Annotated in this window: 17 protein-coding genes; 9 read left to right on the top strand and 8 right to left on the bottom strand. The window is 70.7% G+C overall.

Annotated features, from left to right (window positions below; translation table 11 throughout):
• Window positions 1-114: 114 nt before the first annotated feature.
• Window positions 115-2,004, top strand: a complete 1,890-nt coding sequence (locus ACH4RG_RS18240) for a hypothetical protein (RefSeq protein WP_398539826.1) — start codon at window positions 115-117, stop codon at window positions 2,002-2,004.
• Here ACH4RG_RS18240 and ACH4RG_RS18235 read toward each other — a convergent pair.
• Window positions 1,919-4,105: a tetratricopeptide repeat protein gene (locus ACH4RG_RS18235; protein WP_398539825.1), complete on the bottom strand. Its 2,187-nt coding sequence runs from the start codon at window positions 4,103-4,105 to the stop codon at window positions 1,919-1,921. The genes ACH4RG_RS18240 and ACH4RG_RS18235 overlap by 86 nt on opposite strands.
• 200 nt (window positions 4,106-4,305) lie before the next feature.
• Here ACH4RG_RS18235 and ACH4RG_RS18230 point away from each other — a divergent pair, with 200 nt between their 5' ends.
• Window positions 4,306-5,139, top strand: coding sequence for an N-formylglutamate amidohydrolase (locus tag ACH4RG_RS18230; protein ID WP_397917400.1), 834 nt, complete (start codon window positions 4,306-4,308; stop codon window positions 5,137-5,139).
• On the opposite strand, the gene ACH4RG_RS18225 is transcribed toward ACH4RG_RS18230, so the two are convergent.
• Both ACH4RG_RS18225 and ACH4RG_RS18220 read right to left on the bottom strand, forming a co-directional pair.
• Entirely contained in the window at window positions 5,099-5,737 is a 639-nt protein-coding gene (locus ACH4RG_RS18225; protein WP_398539824.1) for a hypothetical protein, read from the bottom strand. The genes ACH4RG_RS18230 and ACH4RG_RS18225 overlap by 41 nt on opposite strands.
• Window positions 5,738-5,867: 130 nt before the next feature.
• Window positions 5,868-7,094, bottom strand: a complete 1,227-nt coding sequence (locus ACH4RG_RS18220; RefSeq protein ID WP_398163185.1) for a DNA sulfur modification protein DndB — start codon at window positions 7,092-7,094, stop codon at window positions 5,868-5,870.
• 209 nt (window positions 7,095-7,303) lie between these two features.
• Between ACH4RG_RS18220 and ACH4RG_RS18215 the strand changes: the two genes are divergently transcribed.
• The 4 genes from ACH4RG_RS18215 (at window position 7,304) to ACH4RG_RS18200 (ending at window position 16,086) form a co-directional block, all read left to right on the top strand.
• On the top strand, window positions 7,304-9,517 hold the full coding sequence (locus ACH4RG_RS18215; RefSeq protein ID WP_397917397.1) for an N-6 DNA methylase: 2,214 nt from the start codon (window positions 7,304-7,306) through the stop codon (window positions 9,515-9,517).
• Between the two features lie 88 nt (window positions 9,518-9,605).
• A complete protein-coding gene (locus ACH4RG_RS18210; protein ID WP_398539823.1) occupies window positions 9,606-11,618 on the top strand; it encodes an N-6 DNA methylase in 2,013 nt (670 codons plus the stop codon).
• Window positions 11,615-12,904, top strand: coding sequence for a restriction endonuclease subunit S (locus ACH4RG_RS18205; protein ID WP_398539822.1), 1,290 nt, complete (start codon window positions 11,615-11,617; stop codon window positions 12,902-12,904). Before ACH4RG_RS18210 ends, ACH4RG_RS18205 begins: the two co-directional genes overlap by 4 nt.
• A 2-nt stretch (window positions 12,905-12,906) precedes the next feature.
• A complete protein-coding gene (locus ACH4RG_RS18200; protein ID WP_398539821.1) occupies window positions 12,907-16,086 on the top strand; it encodes a type I restriction endonuclease subunit R in 3,180 nt (1,059 codons plus the stop codon).
• A 69-nt stretch (window positions 16,087-16,155) separates the two neighbouring features.
• On the opposite strand, the gene ACH4RG_RS18195 is transcribed toward ACH4RG_RS18200, so the two are convergent.
• Both ACH4RG_RS18195 and ACH4RG_RS18190 read right to left on the bottom strand, forming a co-directional pair.
• Window positions 16,156-16,359: a DUF397 domain-containing protein gene (locus ACH4RG_RS18195; protein WP_398539820.1), complete on the bottom strand. Its 204-nt coding sequence runs from the start codon at window positions 16,357-16,359 to the stop codon at window positions 16,156-16,158.
• Window positions 16,356-17,228 (bottom strand): helix-turn-helix domain-containing protein, encoded by an 873-nt coding sequence (locus ACH4RG_RS18190; RefSeq protein ID WP_398163179.1) that lies wholly within the window; start codon window positions 17,226-17,228, stop codon window positions 16,356-16,358. The genes ACH4RG_RS18195 and ACH4RG_RS18190 overlap by 4 nt, the downstream gene beginning before the upstream one ends.
• Window positions 17,229-17,341: 113 nt before the next feature.
• Between ACH4RG_RS18190 and ACH4RG_RS18185 the strand changes: the two genes are divergently transcribed.
• Together ACH4RG_RS18185 and ACH4RG_RS18180 are read left to right on the top strand one after the other, a co-directional pair.
• Window positions 17,342-17,812, top strand: a complete 471-nt coding sequence (locus tag ACH4RG_RS18185) for an ATP-binding protein (RefSeq protein ID WP_397927068.1) — start codon at window positions 17,342-17,344, stop codon at window positions 17,810-17,812.
• Between the two features lie 145 nt (window positions 17,813-17,957).
• Complete coding sequence (locus ACH4RG_RS18180; protein WP_398539819.1) at window positions 17,958-18,944, top strand: hypothetical protein; 987 nt, start codon at window positions 17,958-17,960, stop codon at window positions 18,942-18,944.
• Between the two features lie 44 nt (window positions 18,945-18,988).
• Here the strand turns inward: ACH4RG_RS18180 and ACH4RG_RS18175 are convergent, their stop codons facing one another.
• The 3 genes from ACH4RG_RS18175 to ACH4RG_RS18165 all read right to left on the bottom strand — a co-directional run bounded on the left by ACH4RG_RS18175 (window position 18,989) and on the right by ACH4RG_RS18165 (window position 23,107).
• Window positions 18,989-20,233 carry a VWA-like domain-containing protein gene (locus ACH4RG_RS18175; protein WP_398539818.1) on the bottom strand — a complete coding sequence of 415 codons (1,245 nt, stop codon included), beginning with the start codon at window positions 20,231-20,233 and terminating at the stop codon, window positions 18,989-18,991.
• A complete protein-coding gene (locus ACH4RG_RS18170; protein ID WP_398539817.1) occupies window positions 20,230-21,549 on the bottom strand; it encodes an AAA family ATPase in 1,320 nt (439 codons plus the stop codon). Before ACH4RG_RS18170 ends, ACH4RG_RS18175 begins: the two co-directional genes overlap by 4 nt.
• Window positions 21,550-21,655: 106 nt before the next feature.
• Window positions 21,656-23,107, bottom strand: coding sequence for a hypothetical protein (locus ACH4RG_RS18165; RefSeq protein ID WP_398539816.1), 1,452 nt, complete (start codon window positions 23,105-23,107; stop codon window positions 21,656-21,658).
• A gap of 309 nt (window positions 23,108-23,416) precedes the next feature.
• Between ACH4RG_RS18165 and ACH4RG_RS18160 the strand changes: the two genes are divergently transcribed.
• Window positions 23,417-25,009, top strand: coding sequence for a protein kinase (locus tag ACH4RG_RS18160; protein ID WP_398539815.1), 1,593 nt, complete (start codon window positions 23,417-23,419; stop codon window positions 25,007-25,009).
• Window positions 25,010-25,024: the final 15 nt, after the last annotated feature.

Here is a 25,024-nt window from a genome sequence, read left to right as displayed (position 1 = left end):
GCGCCCCGACCTCGCCGTCCCCTCCGCTCGTCGCGGGAGGGGGACGGCGCGTCGCCCGGACCCTGCCGATATATCGTGGCCAGCGCTTGTGTCCGGGAGCGCGAGAGGGCCGGTATGGACGAGGAGCGGGACCAGTGGATACGGGTGCCGGTCGGGGACGACGCGGCCCGCTGGGCCACGCGGGTGCGCTGCCGTCGCGTACTGCTCGTCGTGCACAACGTCACCTCGGCGACCCGGCTGCTCGACGTCCTGCCGCTGTTCCACGACGACCTCGGGGTGCAGCTCCTCGCCACCTGCACGGGGTCCTCGGCCTTCCGGTCCGGCGTCGCGGAACTGCTCGCGGACACGGGGGTGCCCGTACTGCCGTGGGAACAGGCCCTCGCGACACCGGTGGACCTTGCGATCTCGGCCAGCTTCGGCGGCGAACTCGGTGCGATCCAGGGGTCGTTGCTCATACTTTCGCACGGTATCGGCTACACCAAAAGACTGGCGACACCAAGCACCGATGCGGAGGCGGCCCCGTCTCAGGATGCGCCTCCCCCGGTCTTCGGACTCGCGCCGGACTGGCTCCTCGCGGACGGTGTCCCTCTCGCCGACGCACTCGTCCTCTCCCACCCCGAGCAGTTCGACCGACTGGCCGCCGCCTGCCCTGAAGCACTGCCCACCGCCGTGCTCGGGGGCGACCCCTGCTTCGACCGGATCCTGGCGGCACGTCCTTACCGCGACCGGTTTCGCAGGGCGCTCGGCGTGGGGCGTGGGCAGCGGCTCGTACTGCTCAACTCCACCTGGGGCCCCCAGTCGCTGCTGGGCGACGGCGACGGGGACGGAGTCGCCGGCGAGGACGGGGGCGGTGACGACACACTGCCCGCGCTGCTTCCTCGGCTCGCGTCGGAGCTTCCCGCCGACGAGTACCGCATCGCCGCCGTCCTCCATCCCAACATCTGGCACGGTCACGGCTCCGGCCAGATCAGGGCCTGGCTGGACCGGGCCAGGCGAGCCGGTCTGGCGCTGATCGACCCGCTGGCGGACTGGCGTCAGGCGCTGCTCGCGGCCGACGTCGTCATCGGGGACCACGGTTCCGTCACCTATTACGCCGCGGCGCTCGGCACCCCCGTACTCCTCGGAGCGGCACCCCTGGGGAGCCTCGATCCCGACGCGCCCATCGCCGACTTCATCCGGACCGCGCCCGGACTCGACGCGCGGGCGCCCCTGCGCGGCCAACTGGACGCGCTGGTCGAAAGCCACGTCCCGCAGCCGGGTCCGACGCGCTTCACCTCCTCCGTGCCCGGCGAGGCGGCGGTACGGCTGAGGCGGGCCTTCTACGAGCTGATGGCCGCCCCCGAGCCGCCGGGCCCCGCCCTGCTCCTGCCGCTGCCGCTGCCGGACCCGGAACCCGCCCTTCGTACGGCTCCCCTGTACGTGCTGACGCGCTGCCTCGCGGGGCCGGAGGTCGTCGTGACCCGGTACGCCGATCCCGCCCGGGAGCCCGACGGGGCGGGGGACGCCCATCTGGCCGTCCATGAGGACACCCGCGATCCGGGGCAGCTCAGCCTGGCCGACGTCGTCTTCCGGGACGGGGCTCCGGACGACCCGCGGTTCGGCCCGCCCGGCCGATGGGTCGCCGAGGTACTGGACCGGCACGCGCACTGCGCACTGGCGGCCTACGTCACCGGACCCTCGTCCTGCGTCGTCCGGACCCGTGGCGGGGCCCTGCTCCGGCTGACCGGAGGGCCGGAAGCCGACGCGGACCCGGCGGTGTACGCGTCGGCGGTGCACGCCTGGCTCGCGGCGGGCGGGACCCTGGCCGCTCTGGTCGCGGACGGTCTGACCGTCCGTACGGGCAGCACCGCCCACCACGTGGCGGTCACGGCCGAGGCGGACGGGCCGGCGCCGGGCGGAACGCGGCTGCGCCCCTCGCCTACTCCTGCGGACCGGAGCAGCGCTCACGCAGGCGACGCAGATACTCCACGTGCTGGTCGGCGTTCTCCTCGGACAGGATCCTGATCGCCTCGTCGGTCAACGGCAGCGCCGCTGTGGGCTCCTCACCGGCGAGCAGGATCTCGGCGAGGTCCGTGAGAGCCCGTGCGGTGTTGTACGCCTCGCCGTTCGCCCGGAAGAAGGCCAGGGCGCGCCGCACGTGCTCCTGGGCCTCGTCCAGCCGCCCGAGCCCCCGCAGGGCCCGGCCCCTGTGGCGTTCCAGCAGAGCCCGCGCCCGGGGCACGTCCGCCGCGCCCTCGTCCTCGGGCCCGATGCCGTCGAGGACGGCGTACGCCTCGTCGAAGCAGTCGTACGCGTCGGCGAAGCGCCACTGCCGCAGTCGCAGCAGCCCCAGGATCTCGATGGCCGAGGCCAGGCCGCGGGTGTGCCCCGCCGCCCGCTCGTCGCGTGCGGCCGCCGCCGCTTCCGCACCGGCCTCGTCCCCGAGCTGCAACTCACCCAACGTGTGGGCGAGTTGTACGTGAAGTGCGCCTGCGGTCCGACTGCCGGGGACCTGCGCGTCGGCGACGGCCGCCCCGATCCGCAGAGCCGGCAGCACCGCCTCGTGGTGGCCCGCTTTGAGCTGGAGCGGCCACAGGGCGCGGCAGAGAGTCAGCACCGTGTCCGGCTGTCCGAACTCCTCGGCGGTCGCGACGGCTTCGACGAGGTTGGGCAGTTCGGCGGCGAGACGCGCCACGGCGTCACCGCGCCCGGCGTAGGCGCCGTCCGGTCCGTCCGCCAGGGCGTCCGGCACCCGCCAGCTCTCCGGGAGTGCGGCCCGCGCCGCCGTCACCGACAGCCGCAGGTAGTGCTCGACCGCGCGGGTCGTGGCCGCCGAGCAGCCTGCGATGCCCTCGTGGCGGAACGCCGCTTCCTCGGCGTGGGCGCGTACGGACGGCCGGTAGCGGTAGCGCCCGTTGTCCGTGTGCTCCAGCAGCAGTACGTCGGCCAGCCCGCCGAGCAGTTCCTCGGCGGCGTCGACGTCGATGCCCGCGACCCGCGCCGCGGCCTCCGCGTCGAAGGCGGGCCACTGTCGCAGCCCCATGAGGCGGTACAGCCGGGCGGCGTCCGGCCGCAACAGCCGGTAGGCGTCCTCCGCGGCCGTACGCACCGGGTCGCTGTCGCTCATGGTGAGGCCTCCCGTCGGTTCGTCGGTCGGTTCGTCCGTCGGTTCGCCCTGGGGCAGTGGGGGCGGCAGGGCCGCGGTGAGCGGCCCGGGATCGAGGAGCCGGGGCGCTGCGACGCGCAGGGCGTACGGCGATCCGCCGCACCGTGCCAGAACGGCGGGGAGAGCCGCGCGGGCGGAGCGCATGACCTGCTTGCCCACGATCTTGGTGAGCAGGCGCGCCGCGTCCCGGTCGCTGAGGGGCCCCACGGGCACCGGAGACGCGTCGAGACCGGAGAGCGGTCGCCGGGCCACGACCAGGGTGAGGACGGAGGGAGCGGAGGTGAGCAGCGGTGCGATCTGCGCGGCGGACCGGGCGTGGTCGAGGACCAGGAGCAGTTTGCGGTCCGCGACGACTCGGCGGAAGGCGTCGATGCGCTCCGCCTCCGAGGGCAGGATCCGCTCGTCGCCCAGCCCGAGCCGGAGCAGCAGTTCCCGCAGGGCGCTGCCGGCCGTGCGGGCACTGCCCGTGCCCCGGCGGCCGAGGTCCACGTAGAGCTGCCCGTCCGGGAACAGGCTTTCCGCCCGCCAGCCCCAGTGCACGGCCAGGGCGCTGGTGCCCATGGAGTCGTCCCCGTACAGAAGGGCGACCCGGGGGCGTCCGTCCGCCTTGCGGCCCGCCTCGCGGTCGAGCAGTCTCATCGCCCCCTTCCGGTCCGTGAAGAAGCGTACGGAGGAGGGCAGTCGGGGCCGCCCGACCGTTGTTCCCGTGGTCCGTACCGTCCGAGCGAAGGCGCTCCAGGTGCGGGCCAGTTCGGGGTCGCTCCGCACACTGTCGTGGACGATCCGCGCCACGGCGTCCCGTTCCTCGGGCCGGGTCGGCGCGGCGACCTCGCGTCCGGCCATCCGCCGCACCAGCCCGCCCGCGGTCTCCCAGGCCCACTTGCCGGCCTCGCTCGCCACGCCCGAACCGACGGCGCCGAGGACCGCCGTGATGGCGGCCATCGATATGGGATCCAGCATGCGGTGCGCCCCCTGCTCCCCGCCGGTTCGCCCGGTGCGCCCCTCCCGGGCACCGCCACGACCGATCGCGAGGATCAACGGTAGCGGCTGGCGGGGCGCGCTGACGGCCTGCCAGAAGAACGGGAGGCCCCCCGATGCCTTCCCGGGGCGGTCCGGGATGCTGGTGCGGGAACGAACGAAACACCTCGAAGGAGTCACCCGTGAGTGATCCGCAGCCGTTCACCCTCATCCCGGGAGCCGCCGACTCACCGGTCCTCCTGCACGTCCCGCACGGGTCCCGCCGCATCCCGCGAGAAGTACGCGAAGGGATCACGTTGGACGATGCCGCCCTGGAGCGCGAGCTCGACCACATCACCGACGCCCACACCGCCGAACTGGCGGCCGCGGCGACGGTGATCGCCCCGGCCGCCCCGTGGCGCTTCGTCAACAACCTGTCCCGGCTGGTCGTCGACCCGGAACGCTTCCCGGACGAGCGGGAGGAGATGCTCGCCGTCGGCATGGGCGCCGTCTACACCCGCACCACCCACCGCGAACGGCTCCGCCCGCCGGAGGCGGACCCGGATCCCTTGCTGGAGGCGTACTTCCACCCGTACGCCGCCGCGATGACGGCGGCGGTCGAGGCGCGCATCGCCGCCGCCGGCCGGGCGGTGATCATCGACGTCCACTCGTACCCGACCGTGCCCCTCCCCTACGAACTCCACGGCGCCGGCCCCCGCCCGCCCGTCTGCCTGGGCACTGACCCGTTCCACACCCCGCCGGAGCTTCTCGCGGCGGCGGAGGCGGCGTTCGGGAGCCGAGTCGGCCACGACGGTCTCGGACACGACACCCCGTTCGCGGGTACGTACGTCCCTCTCCGGCACTACGGAACGGACCGCCGGGTCACCGCGCTGATGATCGAGATCCGCCGCGACACGTACATGAGCGAGCCGGGCGGCCCGGCGGGGCCGGGGCTCGACATGATGGCCGGGGCGCTGGCGGAGCTGGTGGAGGTGCTCAGCCGGCCTTCTTCCAGTCCTGGCAACCGGTGGACTTGAAGATCTCCCCCTTGTTGACGGTGACCCGCCCGCTGCCTTCCAGGTTGCCGTTGGCGATGATGGCGTCGAACTCCCCGCTGGAGTTCCTCGCCCGCTCCCAGTAGCACCCGAAGGACTCACCGGGGCCGCTCGTCCTGTAGGTCCCGGCGCGCATCTCCTTTCCCACCAGGTATTCGCCGTCCCCGCCCACGGTGGTGGGCGGCCCCTTGGGCTTCGGCGGCTTCGGCGGCTTCGGCGGCTTGGCGGTGACGGTGGCCGTCTTCGTGACGGTGACCTCCGGGCCGGGAACCTCCACCTCCTTGGTCACGGTCTTGGTCACGGTGATCCTCGGAGTGGGACCGGCGTCCGAGGCCTCTGCCCGGGCCTCGTCGTCCGAGATGCCGATGCCGACGCCGAGGAACAGGGCGACGGCGCCGACGGCTCCATGGGTCACCCATGCCTTGCCTCGCGACGGCTTCCGCGGGGCGGAGGGATCGGGCAGAGCCCCCTGCGGAGGCGCTCCCCAGGGCGTGGTGGGCCGGCCGCGCTGATCGGGGTGTCCACCGAGCGGTCCCCGGGGCGCGTGCTGGTCGGGCTGGTCGGGCGGGTGCGAGTTCATGTGTGGGCTCCAGGTCGTGGTGATGCGACAACAGGGGGAAGGCCGCTGGGACGCGTCGTCCACCGACACGCGGGCACAGTGCCTGGCGGGGCGACGACGATCCGTGCGACAGGCAGGCGGGGGTGGACGGTCACCGGCCGCGGATCCGGCGCCCGGTCTCCGTGGCCGGGTAGAGGATCGCGTCGGCGACGCGCCCTCCGGAGTCCTTGACCCCACCGCTGAAGTTGAGCCGCCCGGAGGCGCCCGCCTTCGCCGCCACCCCGTCCCAGTAGCGGGCGTCCCGCTCCCACCGGATGTCGGACAGCAGCCGGTTCAGCTGGTCGGCGCCGAGCGCGTTCGACGGCTCGGCCCAGGGCGTGGTGTGGTGCACCGCAATGCCCAGCCCGGCAAGCACGGCCGGGGCGGTGAGGGCGCTCCGCGCAAGGAAATGGGCGCTGTGGCCGGAGATCAGACCCGCGAGCAGCGGCAGGACGCATGCTTCCACCTGCTGGGCGTCCGACCCGGCGGGCAGCTCGTCCTCGTGCACGGTCTCCGCCGAGCGCGAGAGGCCACCGCGCCCGTAGATCGACGTGATCACGAGGGCCCGGAGCGCGGAAAGGGTGATCACCTCGGGGTCGGTCTTTCCCACCTGGCGCTTGCTCGCGTTGACCAGCTTGGCGAACGACACGATCCTGTCGTCGATCTCGACCTTGACGGCGTCGGCGACACGGTGGGCGAGGCGCGTGGCGAAGTCGCGCTGGTCCATCGACATGGCCAGGTTCTTGGCCACCACGACACCCTGCACGTTCCGGTCGTAGAAGATCTGCCGGGCATCGGCCACGGACAGGTCCACGTACAGCTCGAAGGGGATGCGCACGGCGGCGAGTTCGGCGTACGTGAGGCCGAAGCGCTCCGGGTCGTCGTACAGCTCGTGCCAGGCGGTCGTCTGCGTCTCGCCGTCGATGGCGACGATCGAGGTGCCGGGCGTGATGGTCAGGGTCCGCAGTCCGGTGCCGGCCACCAGTTCGTCGCTGAGGGCGGCGAGCGGTCCCGCGTGCCAGAACGTGATGGGCGGGGTGGACCAGCCCGCGCCCAGCTCCCCCTTGACGCCGTCGGCGATGTACTCGGCGTACGAGCCGACGTTCTTCCCCTTCTGCGTGGACTTCAGCGCCCGCTGGACCAGCGACCGCAGTTCGGCGTGGCGGCGCACGGCCCCGGACGCGGCCTTCAGTGTCTTCACGTCCTCCTCGCGGCGGGGCGACGGAACGAGCTGGACGAGCGTCGGTACGGACATGGTCCCGATCACCGCGTCCGCCCGGAACGGCATGACGGTGAGCTGGGTCCCCTCGATGACCGCGGTCGGCATGGTGATGCGCATGGCGATTCCCCCTGGGATGGATGCCCCCACTGCGGAAGCATCTCAACCTAAGCACTCACCTGAAAGCACTGTCAAACAGCTTGACGCGTTTACTGACTGATGTAGATTGTGAGCTGTTCAGCAGCAACGGCCACTGACCGCGGGAGTCGCCGACCGGTCGTTCACCGTCGTCCGCTTCGTTCGCAACCGAGAGGTCCGGGTCTTCCGCCATGCCCCAGCCATCCGCACAGGTGACGGCGGCCGAGATCTCCCGCATCGCGGGAGTCACGCGCGCCACCGTCAGCAACTGGCGACGTCGGCACGACGATTTCCCGGCGCCGACGGGAGGCAACGAGAGCAGCCCGCTGTACGACCTGCCGGCGGTACGGACCTGGCTGGCCGCGCGTGGCCATGCGGGAGCGACCAACGCCCTGGAGGAGTTGCGCACCACCTTGCGCCTGCACCCCCGGGGCAGCGTCGCGGTGGCGAGGCTGCTCCCGCTCGTACTCGCCGCGGCTCACCGCTCTCCGGATGAGCTGACCGCGCTGGCCGAGCTGCCGGACGCCGACCTCGTCACCCACGCGGACGGCTCGGCCGCCCGGCTCGCCGACAGCGTCCCCGGCCCGGAAGCTGTCCGCTTCTCACCGGAGGACACAGCGGCGCTGCGGGCCCTCGCCCTGTGCGTACGGGACGAGGGCGGCGAGGCGGCCCTCGGCGTCCTGGCGGAGCGCGAGCTGGAGGACACGGCCGCGAGTGGCACGTACATGACCCCGGTGCGGCTCGCGGATCTCGTGGCCCGGCTGGTTCCCGGCCGGCCCGTCCGCGTGCTCGACCCTGCCTGCGGTAGCGGCTCCCTGCTCGCGGCGGCGTCCCGGCGGGGCGCGAGCGAGCTGTACGGCCAGGACAGCGTCCCCGTGCAGGCCCGGCGCAGCGCGGTCGCCGTGATGCTGGCGGCTCCGCAGGCGGCGGTCACCGTACGCATCGGGGACAGCCTCCGCGCCGACGCCTTCGAGCGGCTCACCGCGGACGCGGTCGTGTGCAACCCGCCCTACGGGGACCGGGACTGGGGTCACGACGAGCTGGCCTACGACCCGCGCTGGGCCTACGGTGTGCCGCCGCGCGCCGAGTCGGAGCTGGCCTGGGTCCAGCACGCGCTCGCGCACCTGGAGCCGGGCGGCCACGCGGTCATGATCCTCCCTCCGGCCACGGCGTCCCGGGCGTCGGGCCGACGCGTACGGATGGACCTCGTACGCAGCGGAGCCGTACGGGCCGTCGTGGCCCTGCCGCCCGGCACGGCGGCCCCCTTCCACGTGGGCCTCCAGATCTGGGTGCTGCAACGCCCCGAACCGGCGGGCCCCGAGCGCAAGTCGGTGCTGTTCGTCGACACGACGGAGGCCGCGGTGACGGGCCACCCCGGCGACGACCGCCCTTCCGGCGTGACGGGCACGGGCAGACGTGGCGGAGGCCCGAACTCGGGCTCCTCCCGGGCCGGCCGCCCCACGTTGGACTGGTCCGTACTGTCGGAGACCGCGCTGACCCATTGGGAGGCGTTCACCGAGGCTCCGGACGAGTTCGTCGACGAGCCGGGCACAGCGCGCGCGGTCCCGGTGGTCGACCTGCTCGACGATGTCGTCGACCTCTCCCCCGCCCGGCATGTGCTGGTCGCCCGGACCGACGTCGAACCGGCGGAGCTGGCCCGGGAAGCCGACGAGGCCCGACGCCGCCTCATCGCCCGGACGGAATTGCTGGGCGAGGCGGCGCGCTCGGCCGACTGGCGAGCCGCGCCCGGCCGGTCGCCCCGCGAGTGGCGTACGGCCACGGCGGCGGACCTGGCCAGGGGCGGTGCGCTCACCCTGCTCCGTAGCGCGCCGGAGACGCGGGAGCCCGATCCCTCCGTCCCGGCGCTCGCCGTGCTCACGGGCATGGACATCGCCCGGGGCACGGGGCCGACCGGCGACCCGACGGGGCTGCGTACGGAGTCGACGCCGGTGGTCGCGGTGGGCGACGTGGTCGTACGCGCGGTAGCGGGCGGCGGCGGGGCGATGGCCCGCGTGGCGGACGAGGCGGACGAAGGCGCGTTGCTCGGTCCCCAGGTCCATCTGTTCCGGCCCGATCCGTCGCGGCTCGACGCCTGGTTCCTCGCCGGTTTCCTGGGTGCGGAGGAGAACATCGCCGCGGCGTCGACCGGCAGCACGATCGTGCACGTCAGCCCGGGCCGGCTGCGCGTACCGCTCCTGCCGCTGGAGGAGCAGCGCCGCTACGGCGAGGCCTTCCGCCGCGTGAACGAGCTACGGGCGGAGGCACGGCACGCCACGGAACTGGCCGAGCGAACGGCGGGGCTGCTGGCGGGCGGGCTGACAGGGGGCGGACTACTTCCGCCGCCGGGGGCGGACGGCCCGTCGAACGCCGGCACACCTACGCACGCATCCGACGCTTCGGCCTGAATCGGCACCACGAACGTCACGTACCGACCACACTTGTACGCACTCGTCCCGGTGGGGGCGGGGGTCCGAAAGGAATCCGGGGAACCCCTTGAACAGCAGCAAGCACACGGAGCTGGCGAACCACGCCTGGTCCGTCGCCGACCTCCTGCGCGGCGACTACAAGCAGTCCGACTACGGAAAGGTCATCCTTCCGTTCACGGTGCTGCGCCGCCTGGAGTGCGTACTGGAGCCGACGAGGCAGAAGGTCGCCGAGACTGCGGCCCTGTACGAGAGCCAGGAGATCGACGGGGACTACTTCCTGCGGAAGGCGTCGGGCCACTCGTTCTACAACAAGAGCGCGCTGACACTGAAGATGATCGCCGCCGACCCGCAGAACGCGGCGAAGAACCTTCAGGTGTACGTCGGTTCGTTCTCGGAGAACGCGACCGAGGTCCTGGACAAGTACGAGTTCGCGCAGCAGATCAAGAAGCTGGACAGCGCGAACCTGCTCTACCAGGTGATCGGCAAGTTCACGGACCTGGACCTGCGCCCCGAGGTCGTGTCCAACCACAACATGGGCTACATCTTCGAGGAGCTGATCCGCCGCTTCGCGGAGCAGTCCAACGAGACCGCGGGTGAGCACTTCACCCCGCGCGAGGTCATCCGGCTGATGGTCAACCTGCTGATCGCCCCGGACGGCGACGCCCTGAGCCTGCCGGGCGTGGTGCGCACGGTCATGGACCCGGCGTGCGGCACGGGCGGGATGCTGAGCGCGGCCGAGGAGCACATCAAGGCGCTGAACCCGGACGCCACGGTGGAGGTGTACGGGCAGGAGCTCAACCCGGAGTCGTGGGCGATCTGCCGGTCCGACCTGATGATCAAGGGGCAGGACCCGGAGAACATCGCGTTCGGCAACTCGTTCTCGGACGACGGCCACCAGCGCGAGAAGTTCGACTACCTGCTGGCGAACCCGCCGTTCGGCGTGGAGTGGAAGAAGGTGAAGGAGGACGTCGAGTACGAGCACACGAACCTCGGCGACTCCGGCCGCTTCGGCGCGGGCCTGCCGCGCATCAACGACGGCTCGCTGCTCTTCCTCCAGCACATGATCTCGAAGATGAAGCCGGTGGACGCGAAGGGCGGGGGCGGCTCGCGCATCGCGATCGTCTTCAACGGCTCCCCGCTCTTCACGGGCGCGGCCGGCTCGGGTGAGTCAGAGATCCGCCGCTGGATCCTGGAGAACGACTGGCTGGAGGCGATCGTCGCCCTGCCGGACCAGCTCTTCTACAACACGGGCATCTCCACGTACTTCTGGATCCTGACCAACCGGAAGGACGCCGAGCACAAGGGCAAGGTGGTGCTGCTGGACGCGCGCGACCAGTGGGTCAAGATGCGGAAGTCGCTGGGCGACAAGCGCAAAGAACTGGGCGACGGGTCGGGCAGCAAGCCGAACCACATCGGCGACATCACGCGGTTGTACGGGGACGCGGTGGCGGCTGCGGCGAACGCGGAGCACCCGCTGCACGGCAAGGTGAAGGTCTTCGACAACACGGCCTTCGGCTACCAGCGGATCACGGTGGAGCGACCGTTGAAGCTGCGGTTCGAGCTGACGGAGGAGACACTGGCGGCGGTCGAGGCGTCGAAGGTGGTCCAGAAGCTGCCGAACGCGTCGGCGTTGGTGGACGCCTTCAGGGCGATGGAGGGCCCCCGGTCCTGGGCGACGAAATCCGAGGCGTGGGTTGCGCTGAAGGACGCGGCGGTTGCGGCCGGCACGACCTGGCCGAGCGGGGCACCATTCAGCAAGGCATTGCGGGAGGCAGTAGGGGTGCGGGACCCGGGGGGCGAGGTCCAGATGGCGAAGGGGCAGAAGGAGCCGGACAGTGAGCTGCGGGACTACGAGAACGTGCCGTTGGGTGAGGACGTGGAGGAGCATCTGAAGCGGGAGGTGCACCCGCATGTGCCGGACGCGTGGATCGACCACACGAAGACGAAGGTGGGGTACGAGATTCCGTTCACGCGGCACTTCTATGTGTATGAGCCCCCGCGCCCCTTGGCGGAGATCGATGCGGAACTGAAGGCGCTTGAGGCGGAAATTCAGGCACTGCTGGGCAAGGTGACTAAGTGAACTCACACTCTCGTAGTACAGTTCCGTCGATTGACTGGCTGGGACAACTAGGTCGCAGGTGGCAGACGACGACGCTTGGCCGAGTCGGGCGTTTCCACATGGGAACCACTTTCCCTCACGCATTTCAAGGAAACGAGAGCGGGAAGATCCCCTTTATTAAAGTATCCGACTTCTCTCTTGCCGATAAGAGCGGCGTCATTTCTACCGCCAATAATTGGGTTAGCTTGGACGTGGCCAGCCGCCTGGGGGCCCGCGTGCTACCACAGGGTTGCATCCTCTATCCACGAGCGGGGGCGGCCCTACTCCTGAATCAGCGACGTATCACCGGTCGACCCTGCATCGTGGACGATAACGTTCGAGGATTTGAACCGCACTCGGGGGACGTACGATTTTGGCGTTACCTGATGACCTTGCTCGACATGAAGAGAATTACCAATCCTGGCCCAGTCCCATCGGTTAGTGAGACGCAAGTATCTTCTGTTCAGGTTCCGTTGCCACCACTAGGCGAGCAGCGCCGGATCGCAGATTTCCTCGACATCGAGACCACCCCACTCGATCGACTGACTACCCTTCGGAAAGAGCAACTGACGCTTCTGCGAAGTAGGAGGTTCAGTCTGGTTCGAGAGGTACTCATGCAAGGGCTAAGAAGTACTGTCACAGAGAGCACAGGCTTGAGCTGGTTGCCTCAATGCCCCGCTGACTGGAAACTCACACCCCTCCGATACGTTACACAATGCCTCGACGGAAAGAGAGTTCCCCTAAGCGCAGAGGAACGCGCTTCTCGCCAGGGCCCCTACCCTTACTACGGGGCGAGTCGCGTCGTTGACCACATTGATGATTACCTATTCGATGAGCAACTCGTTCTGCTAGGCGAGGACGGAGCTCAACTAGGGAACCCCGAACTCGAAGTCTCATTTTTTATTGATGGAAAGATCTGGGTAAACAATCACGCCCATGTATTGAGGCCAACCGGGATTAATGGTCAGCTCCTTGCAGAGATCCTCAATGTATTCGATCGCCAACTATGCATGAGTGGCGCCACGCGTGAAAAGATCACACAAGAGGAGATGAATCACATCCTCCTCCCGGTTCCACCGATCGACCAGCAAAGCGAGCTCGTTGAGTGGATCTCTTCAGAGCGATTCAAACTCAGCAGCCTCCAAGATGCACTGCATCGGCAGATTGCAACGATCGCCGAGCGCCGCCAAGCCCTCATCACCGCCGCCGTGACAGGCCAGTTCGACGTCTCCACCGCCAGCGGCCGCAACGTAACGGACGGAGTGTAGGTATGGCTGCCATCCACCACGAGTCCGCCTTCGGCGAGGCCATAGTCGCCGCCATGTCCGAGCGCGGCTGGCGCGAGGCGCGGCCCGAGGACTACCGGGCCGACCTCGGCCTGGACACCAACGAGCTGTTCACGTTCATCGGCGAGACGCAGATCGACGAGTGGAACGACCTCCTCGCCGTCTACGGCAACAACGTCAACGAGGCCCAGCGCGGCTTCGCCCAGCGTCTCGACCGGGCCATCAGCGACGACGGCCTGCTCACCGTCCTCCGCAACGGCGTCAAGGACCGGGGCGTCCGCCTCCGCGTGGCCTACTTCAAGCCGAATCTGGTAGCCGCCGACTCCGTCCTCGACGGCTACCAGGCCAACCGCCTCACCGTCGTACGCGAACTCGTCTACGCCACCAAGCAGGCCGACTGGGGCAACAAGCTCGACCTGACCCTGTTCCTCAACGGCATCCCCCTCGCCACCGCCGAGCTGAAGAACCCGCTCACCCGGCAGGGTGTCGAGGACGCCAAGGAGCAGTACCGCACCGACCGCGACCCCACCGAGCTGATCTTCACGCGCCGGGCCATCGCCAACTTCGCCGTCGACCCGGACCTCGTCTTCGTCGCCACCCAGCTCCGGGGCAAGAACACCCGCTTCCTGCCGTTCAACACCGGTTCCAACGGCGCCGGCCAGCCCGGCGGAGCCGGGAACCCGGACCCGACCGCGTACGGCACGTACGCCACCTCCTACCTGTGGGAACAGGTCTGGGCGCGGGACAACTGGCTCGACCTGATCCAGCGGTTCGTGCACCAGCAGAAGAGCAAGACGCCCGGTGGGGGCACCACAAAGACGACGATCTTCCCGCGCTTCCACCAGTGGGACGTGGTCAAGCGGCTGACCACCCACGCCGCCACCCATGGCGTCGGGCAGAACTACCTCGTCATGGCCTCGGCCGGTTCCGGGAAGTCCAACACCATCGGCTGGCTCGCCCACCGCCTGAGCGACCTGCACGCCGACACCGACCCGCGCACCCTCGACACCGAAGCGCTGGCGGCCGGACGAGTCAAGCCGGGGGCTCCGGTCTTCGACAAGGTCATCGTGATCACCGACCGCCGCAACCTGGACGCCCAGCTCCGCGAAACCGTCGGCAGCTTCTCGCAGACCGAGGGCCTGGTCGTCAAGGTCGACGAGAAGCACGGGGCCAAGAGCGAGCAGCTCGCCCGCGCCCTCTCCCGCGACACCGGCAAGATCGTCACGGTCACGCTGCACTCGTTCCCCGCGCTGCTGGACTACATCAAGCGCAACCCGACCGAGCTGACCGGCACCAGCTTCGCGATCATCGTGGACGAGGCGCATTCCTCGCAGTCGGGCGACGCCGCCACCGCCGTACGGGCAGCGCTCCGGGGCCTCGGTCTGGACTCCGACTCGGAGGACCAGGGCACGACCGCCGTCACGGTCGACGAAAAGCTCAAGAAGAAGGCCATCGAGCGCTCGCGGGCCGCGAACCTCTCCTACTTCGCGTTCACCGCCACCCCGAAGGCCAAGACGCTCGAACTCTTCGGCACGGAACACACCGTGGACGGCAAGGCGGTCTACCGGCCCTTCCACACGTACTCCATGCGCCAGGCCATCGAGGAAGGCTTCATCCTCGACCCGCTGCGGAACTACGTCACGTACAACACGTACTGGAAGCTGGTGAACCAGAACCCGGACGAACGGGAGGTCGACCCCGCGAAGGCGAACGGCCTGCTCGCCCGGTACGCGCTCACTCACGAGCACACCGTCTCCCAGCACGCCCAGGTGATCGTCGAGCACTTCCTCGCCCACTCCCGCGGCCGGCTCGGCGGGCGGGCCAAGTCCATGGTGGTCACGGCTTCACGGGACTCGGCCGCGCAGATGGCCCGGGCCATCAAGAGCTACATCAAGGACCGGGACTACGACACCAAGTACCCGGACCTGGGCGTGCTCGTCGCGTTCTCCGGATCGCTCACCATCGACGGCGAGGAGACGACCGAGCCGAAGGAGAACGGCGGGATCTCGGAGGGCGCGCTGCCCAAGGCGTTCGCGTACACCCGTGCCGACGACAAGGCGGTGAACGCGGGCGGGCGGGGCCAGCAGGAGTACAAGATCCTGGTGGTCGCCGAAAAATACCAGACCGGCTTCGACCAGCCGCTGCTGACGACGATGTACGTCAACAAGAAGCTGACCGGTATCTCCGCCGTGCAGACTCTCTCCCGCCTCAACCGCACGGCCGAGCGGAAGACCCAGGCAGACCTCGCGGTATTGGACTTCGCCAACGAGGCCGAGGATATCCAGGACGCTTTCCGCCCGTACTTCGAGGAGGCGATGACGCTCCCCTCCGACCCGAACCTGCTCTACACCGCGCAGAGCCGGGTCATGTCGGCGCCGATCATCTCGGAACCGGAGATGGACGCGTTCGCCGCCGCGTACTTCGAGGCGAAGGAGAAGGCGGCCGGATCACAGGCCAAGTGGGAGAAGCTGCACGCCGAGTTGTACCGGCTCCTCTCCCCAGCCGTCGCCCGCTTCACTCCGCTCCTGGAGAGCGAGGAGGAGGACGACGTGGAGACGGCGGAGGACTTCCGCGCCGATCTCAACGACTACGTACGCAAGTACGGCTTCCTCGCCCAGATCGTGCCCTACCGCGACGCCGAGCTGGAACGCCTGCACCTGTACGGGCGCTACCTCCTCAACCGGCTCCCCCGCCGGGCCGACGGTGGCGTCGACATCGGTGAGATCGACCTCAGCCACCTGCGGGTCGAGAAGACCGGCGAGCACGATGTCTCCCTCGCGCCTGAAGGCGCCGCCGAGTTGAAGGGCTTCGGGGACGGGACGGGAGGTGCGGCGGAGGCCGAGAAGTCACTGCTGTCCGAGCTGATCGACAAGTTCAACGCCAAGTTCGGGACGGACTTCACCGAGGAGGACGTGCGGAAGCCGTTCAACGAGGCGATGGCCGAGGGCAAGGTACGGGCCGCCGCCGTCGTCAACGACGAGAACAACTTCGGCAAGGTCTTCGACAAGGTCTTCGCCGACAAGATGGCCGACCACATCGAATCGACCGCCGGCATGGGACGTCAGTACTTCGGCCCCGACAAGAGCTTCCGGTCCAACCTGGACCGCAGCGCCCGTCGGGCGGCCTGGCGGATGATCCGCCGCGACGAGGGCGTGGACGAGTAGTCGCCCTTACCTGGCAGGGCCCCGCCGCGCGCCGTACGGGCGTTGCGGTGGGGCCCCACGTATGTGGCCTCAGCCCGTCACGAAGCCAACGAATCCGTTCCAAGCACCGGGTCCCACAGTCAGGACAGGACCACTGAGCTGCTTTGAATCCCGCACGTGCACCTGCATGTTGGAGGAGGCGACCTCAACGCATTCGCCGCCATTGCCCGTGCTGTGACTGCTCTTGGTCCACGCAAACTCAGGTAGGGCCGACACGGAACGTTGGACGGTCATAGCTCTCCCAGTAGCTTCCTGATGAACTCCAAGGACTCACGTGGAGTGAGTGCCTGAGACCGGATGATGCCATAGCGGGCTTCGAGGTCACGCACCATGGTTCGGGCCGTGTAGAGACGGCTCTCACCTTGCACCTCAGCATAGGCAATGCGCTGCCCCTGGACGTTGTCGATCAGAGTGAAGGGGCCGCCCAGCGCGGCATGGTCCTCTCGGTCGAACGGCATGACCTGGATCTCGACGTTGCGCTTCTCGCCAATGCGAATGATCTGCTCCAACTGGGCGCGAAGGACCGCCTTACCGCCGATCGGCCTGCGGAGTACCCCCTCGTCCAGGATGAAGCTCAGCAACGGTGCGGGGCGGCGGTCGTAGACCTCCTGCCTCGCCAGTCGAGCCGAAACGCCCTGCTCGACCGCCTCGTCGTCCAGCAATGGCCGCTCCATGCGAAAGCCCGCTCGGGCATAGTCCGCTGTTTGCAGCAGTCCGGGGACGGCGTAGAGGGCATACACACACAGCGCCACCGCTTTCGCCTCCAACCGCGCCGCATCCCGGAAGAACGCCGGATACTGCGCCCGCGCCACCTCCTCCTTCAGCGCCAGCAGCAACCCCCCGGCGTCCAGCACCGGGTCCGCCTGGTCGATGAACCCCGGCTGCGGGATCCGTCGGCCCTGCTCGAAGGAGGCCACCGACTGGGCCGCGTAGCCCACCCGGTTGCCGAACTCCGTCCGGTCCAGACCCGCCCGCAGCCGCAAGAGCTTCAACTGCCGCCCGAACGCGACCATCACCCCGGACCCCGGCTCGTCCTCGGGCCGCGCTCCGGGCTCCGGGCCCGCCACGCTCCCCGTGCCGCCCGCATCGTCGTCCTGCGCCATTCCCGCCACCGCCTGTCCCACGTGCGTACACACCGCGCGTCGCCGCGTACAACCACCTCACGACGGCGCGTCACCTCTGGTCACGCTACGCCACGAGTCGTCACCGTGGAGGCATGACCAGCAACCCTTCACCCCTCCCCGTACGTATCGCGCGGCCCACCCAACCCCGCTTCACCTGGCACCACTTCGCGATGCGGTTCAGCTCCACGCCTCGCGGCGCCCGCCTCGCCCGACACCTGGCCGGCGAACGGCTCGACGCCTGGGGCGTCCCGTACGGGAGTGACGCCCACGACGCGTTGACGCTGATCGTGGCGGAGCTCAGCGCCAACGCCGCCAGTCACGGCCTCGTGCCGGGACGTGACTTCCACCTCCGGCTCTCCGCCGAGGACGCGACCGTACGCGTAGAGGTCACCGACACCAGGGGCGAGCGCCTCCCCGTGCCGAACGACTCGTCGGCCGACGACCAGGAGGGCGGCCGAGGGCTGCTCCTCGTCGCCGCCCTGGCCGACGACTGGGGCTGGTTCCCCCGCACCGCCGGCCCCGGGAAGACCGTGTGGGCCTCGCTCGACGTCCGACCTGTCTGATCCGGTCCGAAACGCATGCGTGCGCGGCCGACAGAGGCGCCGACTGCGGCAACGCCGGCGAAACTCAACGGGGGAGAAGCCGACGCGCCCCGACACGCGTAGCGCCTAAGCTCCAAGAGCCATCATGGGGCGAAGGGGGCCGAAGATGCGTAGGACCGGGCGAAGAGATCGTGAGCGGGAACTGGAAGCCGAAGTGACGGCCTTCGGCGAGCTGTTGGCCGAGCACAGCTTCGCGCCGGGCGATCCCGGAACACCGTCGAAGGCGGTGGACGACTGGGCACGCGCCCTCGACGCGTACGACGCGGCCTCCAGGGCCTTGCACCGCCGCAAGCAGGTGAAGCGCGTTCCCCAGTTGTTGCAGCAGGGCATGAGCTCTCTGGTGGACCTGGAGGCCCGTGTCGCCGGCGAGCCGCTGCCCCAGCGGCTGCCGCCCTGCTTCTTCGACTCCCGGCACGGGCAGGCGACCGTCGAGGTCAGGTGGGCCCCCGACGGCGGTGCGAAACGCCTCATCGTCGTGTGCGCGGCCGACGCTGTACGGCTCCGCGCGGGTTCGCCCCATCCGCCCAGCGGGAATCCCACCTCGGCCGAAGAGGTCGACAGCCTGCCGCCGCGCCCTGCCGACGACCTGCCCCTTCCGTGGGCGATCGGGCTGCTCGCGCTGCTCATCGGCTACGCGGTCGCCCTGGCAGCCGCAGGCGACGGGCCAGGAGCCTTCGTCGCCGTCATCGTTGTAGGGGCCTCCGGCCAGTTGGCCGCTCTCTCGGGTGTTGTCGTCGCGAGTGCCGCAGTCGACCTGTGGGCGCTGATGCGCCGTGGCCATCGGACGCAGGCGACTTTCGCGCGATCGGCGGTCAGTCCGCACGGGGCTCACCAGCACGTCTACGTGGTCACCGACGCTTCTGGCCGACAGCGTGAGTACCCGCGGGCGGCGGGGAGCAGAACCGGGAAGCCCGTGCCGCTCCGGTCCGTCTGGCATCTGCCGGGCACGGACGGCGAAGGCAAGGTGGTGAGTTCCTGGGCCCCGGTCTGGCTGCCTCTCTGTATTCTCGTCGGCCTGCCGATCCTTCTGGGCAGCACGGTTGTCACGCTGTACCTGATCCCTGGGCGTCTGATCATCGCTCTCCTCTCCTGACCGCCCCACCCGCCCTGTCCCCGGCGGCGCGGAAGGCCTCGCTGCTAACCGATCTCCACCACCCGCGCCCACGCCGGCGGCCGACGGGGGACGTAGTCCGGGTTGTCCTCGTCCCAGGTGCGGCGCCTGTGGTCCCTCGGGAACAGGCCGACGACGGTCCGGCACGCCGGTTGCGCGGTCGGCCAGGGGGTCTGTCCGTCGGTCAGGATCACGATGGCGTCGGGGCGGGGATGGGACCGGAGCGCCTTCGCGAAGCCCGTACGCAGATCCGTGCCGCCACCTCCCACCAGCGGGATGCCCTCGGCCTGGCACAGCGGGTGGACGACCCGGGTCGCCGCGTCGCAGGCGAGGACGGTGACCAGGTCGCGGCGGCCGCCCACCGCGCGGGAGATGGCGGCGACCTCCAGGAGGGCGCTGCCCAGTTCGGCGTCGCTGACCGAACCGGAGGTGTCGATGACGACGGAGACCCGGGGCGGTTGGCGGCGGAGGCTCGGCAGGACGACGCCGGGCAGTCCGGTGGAGCGCCGCGACGGGCGGCCGTAGGTGTAGTCCTCCCCCGCACCGGGCCCCGAGGCGGCCGAACGTACGGCGGCGCCCAGCAGATCCCGCCAGGGCTGCGGCGGATGGAACACCTCCTCCGCCCACCGCTTCCACCCCTTCGAGGCGTTCCCCGGCCGGCCCGTGATGCCCTGCGCCACCCGGAAGCGGACCGCGTCCTGTTCATGGGCGCTGAGCCCGTGCGCGCCGTCGGGCCCCACGTCCCATTCCCTCTCCAGTCCGTCGGCGCCGCTTCCGCAGTCCAGCCAGGCGAGGTCCTGGGTGCGGGAGCCGAGGCGGAACTGGTACAGGTAGTCCTCCATCAGCTCGCCGGGTCGCAGGTGCAGCGTCGACGGGTAGACGATGCCCTTCGGGCTGGCCAGGCCGTCGCCGTACACGTCGTCGTTGATCTCGCAGTCGGCGGCGATGTTCATCCGCAGCCGCTCCCCCGGGCCGGTCAGTCCGCGCTGCCGGGCGACCCGGTCGCTGCGGCCGTGGTGGTCGCGCAACAGGTGCGACACCTCGTGGACCCACACCCCGGCCAACTCCTCGACGGGGGTACGGGCTACGAAGGACGGCGAGACGTAGCACCGCCAGTACCGGTCGACGGCCATGGTCGGGACCTGCCGTGACTCCACGGTGTGCAGGGCGAACAGCGCGGTCGCCAGGTAGGGGCGGACCCGGGCTGCCTGGAGGCGGGCGGCGAAGAGTCTGTCCAGGTCGAGCGCGCTCGGCGCGTCCGTCGTCGTCATCGGCCCGCCGTCGCCTTCGTCTTCGCCTTCGCCGTGACCCGGGCGGCTGCCCTGTCCGCGCGCCCGGACAGGGACACGACGCCCGCGAGCTGTTCGATGGAGGCCGGTACGTCCCAGTCCTCCTGGCGCAGCGCGGCGAGGGTCGTCGCCGGGACGACCACCAGATCCGGGGCTCCGTCCTCCAGTGCCCGGACGAGCAGCGCCCACGCCGCGTCCCAGCGGGCCCTGTCCGGGCGGGTACGGACCGCCGCGACGACCCCGTCCAGCGCGGCCTGCCGGAGATCGCCGCGCTCGGGCAGGACGGCGCCCGCCGGGTCGGCGAGGAGGTCCTCGGGGTCCGGAAGGTCCATCCGGTCCAGGCTCGCCAGCAGTTCAAGACCCGGCCCGTCCCCCACCGTCCCCCTGACCAGCAAGGACAGCACGTCCCGGGAGGATCCGGCGGCGGTCGCGAAGGCGATGAGGCCCAGCGTCATGTCCCAGCTGCGCGGCGAGGGCCACGGGCCGCCCCGGCGCGTCTCCGTCGTGGGCAGCCGGTGGACGAGGGTGGGGCGGGCGGAGAGGAGCCCGCACACCGCGCGCCGGGCGAAGTCCACCGCCTCGGGCAGCTTGTCGGGGTCGAGGCGGGGCAGGGTCGCGCGGGGCCAGGTGCCGGCGAGGCCGCGTACGACGACCTCGTGGTCGTGGGTCCACTGGAGGTGGACGAAGCGGTTGGCGAGCGGCGGGCTCAGCTCCCAGCCGTCGGCCGCCGAGGAGCGCGGGTTGGCGGCGGCCACGATCCGTACGCCGGGCGGGAGTTGCAGCGCTCCGATCCGCCGCTCCAGTACGAGGCGGAGGAGCGCCGCCTGAACGGCGGGCGGTGCGGTGGAGAGCTCGTCGAGGAACAGCAGTCCGCGCCCGGCCCGTACGAGGCGGACGGCCCAGTCCGGCGGGGCCATCGGCACGCCCTGTTCGGCGGGGTCGTCGCCGACGATGGGCAGTCCGGAGAAGTCGGACGGCTCGTGGACGCTGGCGATGACCGTGGTGAGCGGCAGGTCCAGGGAGGCGGCGAGCTGGGTGAGCGCCGCGGTCTTGCCGATCCCCGGCTCACCCCACAGCAGCACGGGCAGGTCGGCGGAGACCGCCAGGGTCAGCGCCTCCAGCTGGGTGTCGGGGCGCGGTTCGGTGGCGGTGTCGCGGAGCAGGCTCATCAGCGCGTCGGCGACAGCGAGTTGGGAGATGGGAGCAGAGCCCCTGGACACGGGTGCGGGCGCGGGCGCGAGCGCGGGCGCGGACGCGGGCGCGGACGCGGGCGCGGCGGACGGAGTGCTCGTGAGCATGAGTGATCACCTGAGGGTAGGAGAGAGGGCGAATGAGCAGGGGTGGGTGCGGGGTTGGGCCAGGACGGTCACGGCGCGGGAGCTGACAGGACCGGCAGGCCCGGGGTCAGCCGACAGCTGTGTGGCGCGGGCGTCGGGCCCGACGAGGACGGGGGTCGACGGGTCGGCGGGCGTCGGAGCGGTGGCGGACAGGTCCGGGACCGAGCAGATCGGCCCGGAACAGCCCGTAGGTGATCCGCCGTTGCGCGGCGGCCTCCAGCTCGTCCCGCAGAGGACCTTCGCGCAGCAACGCCCCAGGGCCGAGCAGCCCCTCGACGACGGCCAGCGCACCGGCGATGTCGCCGTGGTCGAGGCGTTCGCGCACACCGGTGAGGCAGTCCGGCCGCCGGTGCGCCTCGTCGATGGCCTGGAGGCAGGGCAGCGGAGTACCGGTCAGGGCGACCAAGAGCTCTTCGCGGCGGACCTCGGCCGGGTCGTGGTCCAGCGGCGCGAGAACCCCTTCGACGAGGCCGATCCGGTGCTGCGCCCCCCGGCATTCCACGAGGCGCGACGCTCCCGTCCGGTCACCGCCATCCGGGCGAGCCGATGTCGGAGCAGGCGGCGGCAGGCCCGGGACGAGGGCCCGCGCGACCAGCGGGTGCAGCTGACCGGCCTCGATCTCCCCGGTTCGGAGCAGATCGAGGTCGGGCAGCACCCAGGTCGCCGCGTCGGGCAGCACCGGTGGTGTGGACGCGCCCGGGTCCGGGGCCGCCTCCGCGACCCGCGCGACAGGCGTCCCCCGACCGTCCGCGCCGGCCTCCAGTCGCAGGAGAAGCCGGCGTCGGCCGCCCAGCCGCACGCTGACCGCTCTGCCCGGCCCCTGCCCCTCGGCGCGGAGCAGGATCGCCGCCTCCGCCGCCCAACGGTCGACGGCGCAGCGTCGGTCCGGCGGGACGGCGCCCCACGGTTCCGGGTCAACGGCTTCGGCGGCTTCGGCGGACGGCAGGTCGTCGAGACCGCAACGGATCCGTAGCTCATCGGCCCTGCGCGCATCCCACAGGTGGCGGTGCAGGTCGAGGCGGAAGCGCCGGTTCGGACGTGGGTGAGGGTGACGGCGGGCGCCCGGTTCGGTGTGCGACCCGTCCCACAGTGCGAGGCTGATCCGCTGCCCGGCGTCCGCCCAGGCGGGCGGGGTCCGGACGACCAGGTGCAGGGGGCGCGGGCCGTCGCGCTCCGGTGGGTCGTAGCGGGCCAGTTCGATCGTCAGCCCCGGGCGCAGCAGCCCGTGCGGGGCGATGCGCGGCATGTGCCAGCGCAGCAGGTCAGGAGCCAGATGGCGAAGGTCCGCCCGGATGCGGGCGGCGAGTTTCGAGCCGTGGCCGCGCACCACGGACCGGAGGCGGAAATCGATATCGACGCCTGCTGCGGCGCACGCTCCTGCCCAGTCCCCGGCCTCACGGCGGGCGGTCGCAGTCTCGATCATCGGGGCCGGCACGGCGAACTCGCGCACGCGCGGCCAGAAGGACGGGGAGGAGGGAGGAGACGGGTAGGAATCCCGGTTCGCGGTCGAAGTGAGCATCAGCACTCACCTTGCGCGGACGGGTCCCCCAATCTGTTCAGGGAGAGAGTCATCGCGGGGAGCCTAGCTCCGGTCACCGAGATCTGCCAGAACTTTCTTCTCCGACCGTGCGCCTTCCGTAGCCGACAGGGCGGCCGCACCGCCCTGAGCAGCACTAACGAGCCACTCCGTTGACCGGAACAAGACGGCTCGTCCCTCGCCCCGTGCCGCCGGTGGACCTGGCACACTCCCACCGGCGAGACTCGTCCCCAACCACGTCGTGGTCGGCCCCGTGCACGTCGACCGCATCCGCACAAGCCCGGGGGAACGGTGTCACAACAGGCGATCGCCGGTCGGTACGAACTGCTGGAGGGGCTCGACAGCGGCGGCATGGGGGATGTGTGGCGCGGCTACGACGCCGTGCTCGACCGGCCTGTCGCCGTGAAGCTGATCCGACAGCAGGCCGTCCTCGGCTCGCCGCAGTTGGCCGAGGAGTTCGCGAAGCGCTTCCGTCGCGAGGCGCGCATCACCGCGAAGATCAGGCATCCCGGGGTACCCCAGGTGTACGACGCGGTGCTGGACGACTCGTACGAGCGGCTGTACCTGGTCATGGAGCTGGTCGACGGGGTGGCACTGTCCTCGTACATCCACCCGGAACGTCCGCTGCCGGTCAGCTGGGCGGTCGCCGTCGCCGCGCAGGTCGCCACCGTGCTGTCGTACGCGCATGAGGTGCCGGTCATCCACCGCGACCTGAAGCCGGGCAACATTCTGGTCGCCCGGGACGGGACCGTGAAGGTCCTGGACTTCGGGATCGCGGCGATCCTCCGGAGCGACGTCACCAAGCTGACCGCCACCGGCACCCCGATCGGGACCTACCAGTACATGGCGCCGGAGCAGGTACGGGGCGGGCGCACCAGTACGCAGACCGACCTTTACGCCCTCGGCTGCATCCTTCATGAACTCCTCTGCGGAAGCCTGCTGTTCACGGGCGGCAGTGAGTACGTGGTGATGTCCCAGCACGTCAACGCGGCGCCCACCCCGCTGCGGGCGCTGCGACCCGACGTGCCCGCCGAGCTTGAGGACCTCGTGCTGCGTCTGCTGCTCAAGGCGCCGGAGTCCCGGCCCGCCGATGTGCAGGAGGTGTACGATCGGCTGCGTCCCTTCCTGCCGCCGCCCGGCCAGAAGCCCTCGCCCGGTGCGGCGCACTGGGACGGTGCGCCCGACCCGACCGGGATCTTCCGGAATCCGTACGCACCGCGGGCCCGCGCCGGTGAGGGCGACCGCCCTGCGCCGACCGCCGTGAGCCCGGGCATCGCAGCCGCCGGGCCCGTCGCCGTACCGGAACAGCTTCGCGCGGAGATCGAGGAGGCCTACCAGCACTCCGACGCCCTGCTGGAGGAGGAGCGGTACGCCCAGGCCGCCGAAGTACTCGGAGAGATGATCGGGCCCGCCGCCCGGGCTCTCGGAGAGGAGAGCAGGAAGGTGCTGGACCTGCGGCGGCAGCGCGCCGCGATCCAGCTGCTCGGCGGGGACTTCCGGGCCGCGCTGCCCGAGTTCGAGGCTCTTGCCGACGCCTATGGGCGGACCGGCGGGCCCACCGGGGAGCGGGCCCGCGGCTGCCGTGCGCAGGCGGCCCGGTGTCGGGGCGAGCTCGGACAGGTGACCGACGCGCTGGCCTCGCTGCGCGGTGTCCTGGAGGTCGTCCGCGCCGTGGACGGAGACGTGAGCGACGAGGCGGTCGAGCTCCGTCGCGACATCGGGATGCTGCTGCTCGCCCAGGGGCTGGCGTCCGAGGCCGCGCGGATCCTGGCTCCCCTGTACGACGATCTGTGTCTGGTGTTCGGCTCCGACGACGAGATGACGGAGGAGGTCGCCGAGGCGCTGGCTCTGATACGTCTCGACCTCGACGGCCCGACGGGCTGAGTACCCGGTCTGCTG

It is taken from the genome of Streptomyces sp. NPDC021019, from assembly GCF_044333295.1.
Lineage (GTDB): Bacteria > Actinomycetota > Actinomycetes > Streptomycetales > Streptomycetaceae > Streptomyces.
Note: the sequence above shows the minus strand (reverse complement) of the source record. Positions and strands in the feature narration are given on the sequence as shown.

Coding starts and splice junctions, on each gene's coding strand:
- ACH4RG_RS18165 (WP_398539816.1), bottom strand. CDS start 23,107: ATGCTCACTTCGACCGCGAACCGGGATTCCTACCCGTCTCCTCCCTCC.
- ACH4RG_RS18215 (WP_397917397.1), top strand. CDS start 7,304: ATGCCCCAGCCATCCGCACAGGTGACGGCGGCCGAGATCTCCCGCATC.
- ACH4RG_RS18220 (WP_398163185.1), bottom strand. CDS start 7,094: ATGCGCATCACCATGCCGACCGCGGTCATCGAGGGGACCCAGCTCACC.
- ACH4RG_RS18175 (WP_398539818.1), bottom strand. CDS start 20,233: ATGACGACGACGGACGCGCCGAGCGCGCTCGACCTGGACAGACTCTTC.
- ACH4RG_RS18200 (WP_398539821.1), top strand. CDS start 12,907: ATGGCTGCCATCCACCACGAGTCCGCCTTCGGCGAGGCCATAGTCGCC.
- ACH4RG_RS18190 (WP_398163179.1), bottom strand. CDS start 17,228: ATGGCGCAGGACGACGATGCGGGCGGCACGGGGAGCGTGGCGGGCCCG.
- ACH4RG_RS18180 (WP_398539819.1), top strand. CDS start 17,958: ATGCGTAGGACCGGGCGAAGAGATCGTGAGCGGGAACTGGAAGCCGAA.
- ACH4RG_RS18240 (WP_398539826.1), top strand. CDS start 115: ATGGACGAGGAGCGGGACCAGTGGATACGGGTGCCGGTCGGGGACGAC.
- ACH4RG_RS18225 (WP_398539824.1), bottom strand. CDS start 5,737: ATGAACTCGCACCCGCCCGACCAGCCCGACCAGCACGCGCCCCGGGGA.
- ACH4RG_RS18170 (WP_398539817.1), bottom strand. CDS start 21,549: ATGCTCACGAGCACTCCGTCCGCCGCGCCCGCGTCCGCGCCCGCGTCC.
- ACH4RG_RS18195 (WP_398539820.1), bottom strand. CDS start 16,359: ATGACCGTCCAACGTTCCGTGTCGGCCCTACCTGAGTTTGCGTGGACC.
- ACH4RG_RS18185 (WP_397927068.1), top strand. CDS start 17,342: ATGACCAGCAACCCTTCACCCCTCCCCGTACGTATCGCGCGGCCCACC.
- ACH4RG_RS18235 (WP_398539825.1), bottom strand. CDS start 4,105: ATGCTGGATCCCATATCGATGGCCGCCATCACGGCGGTCCTCGGCGCC.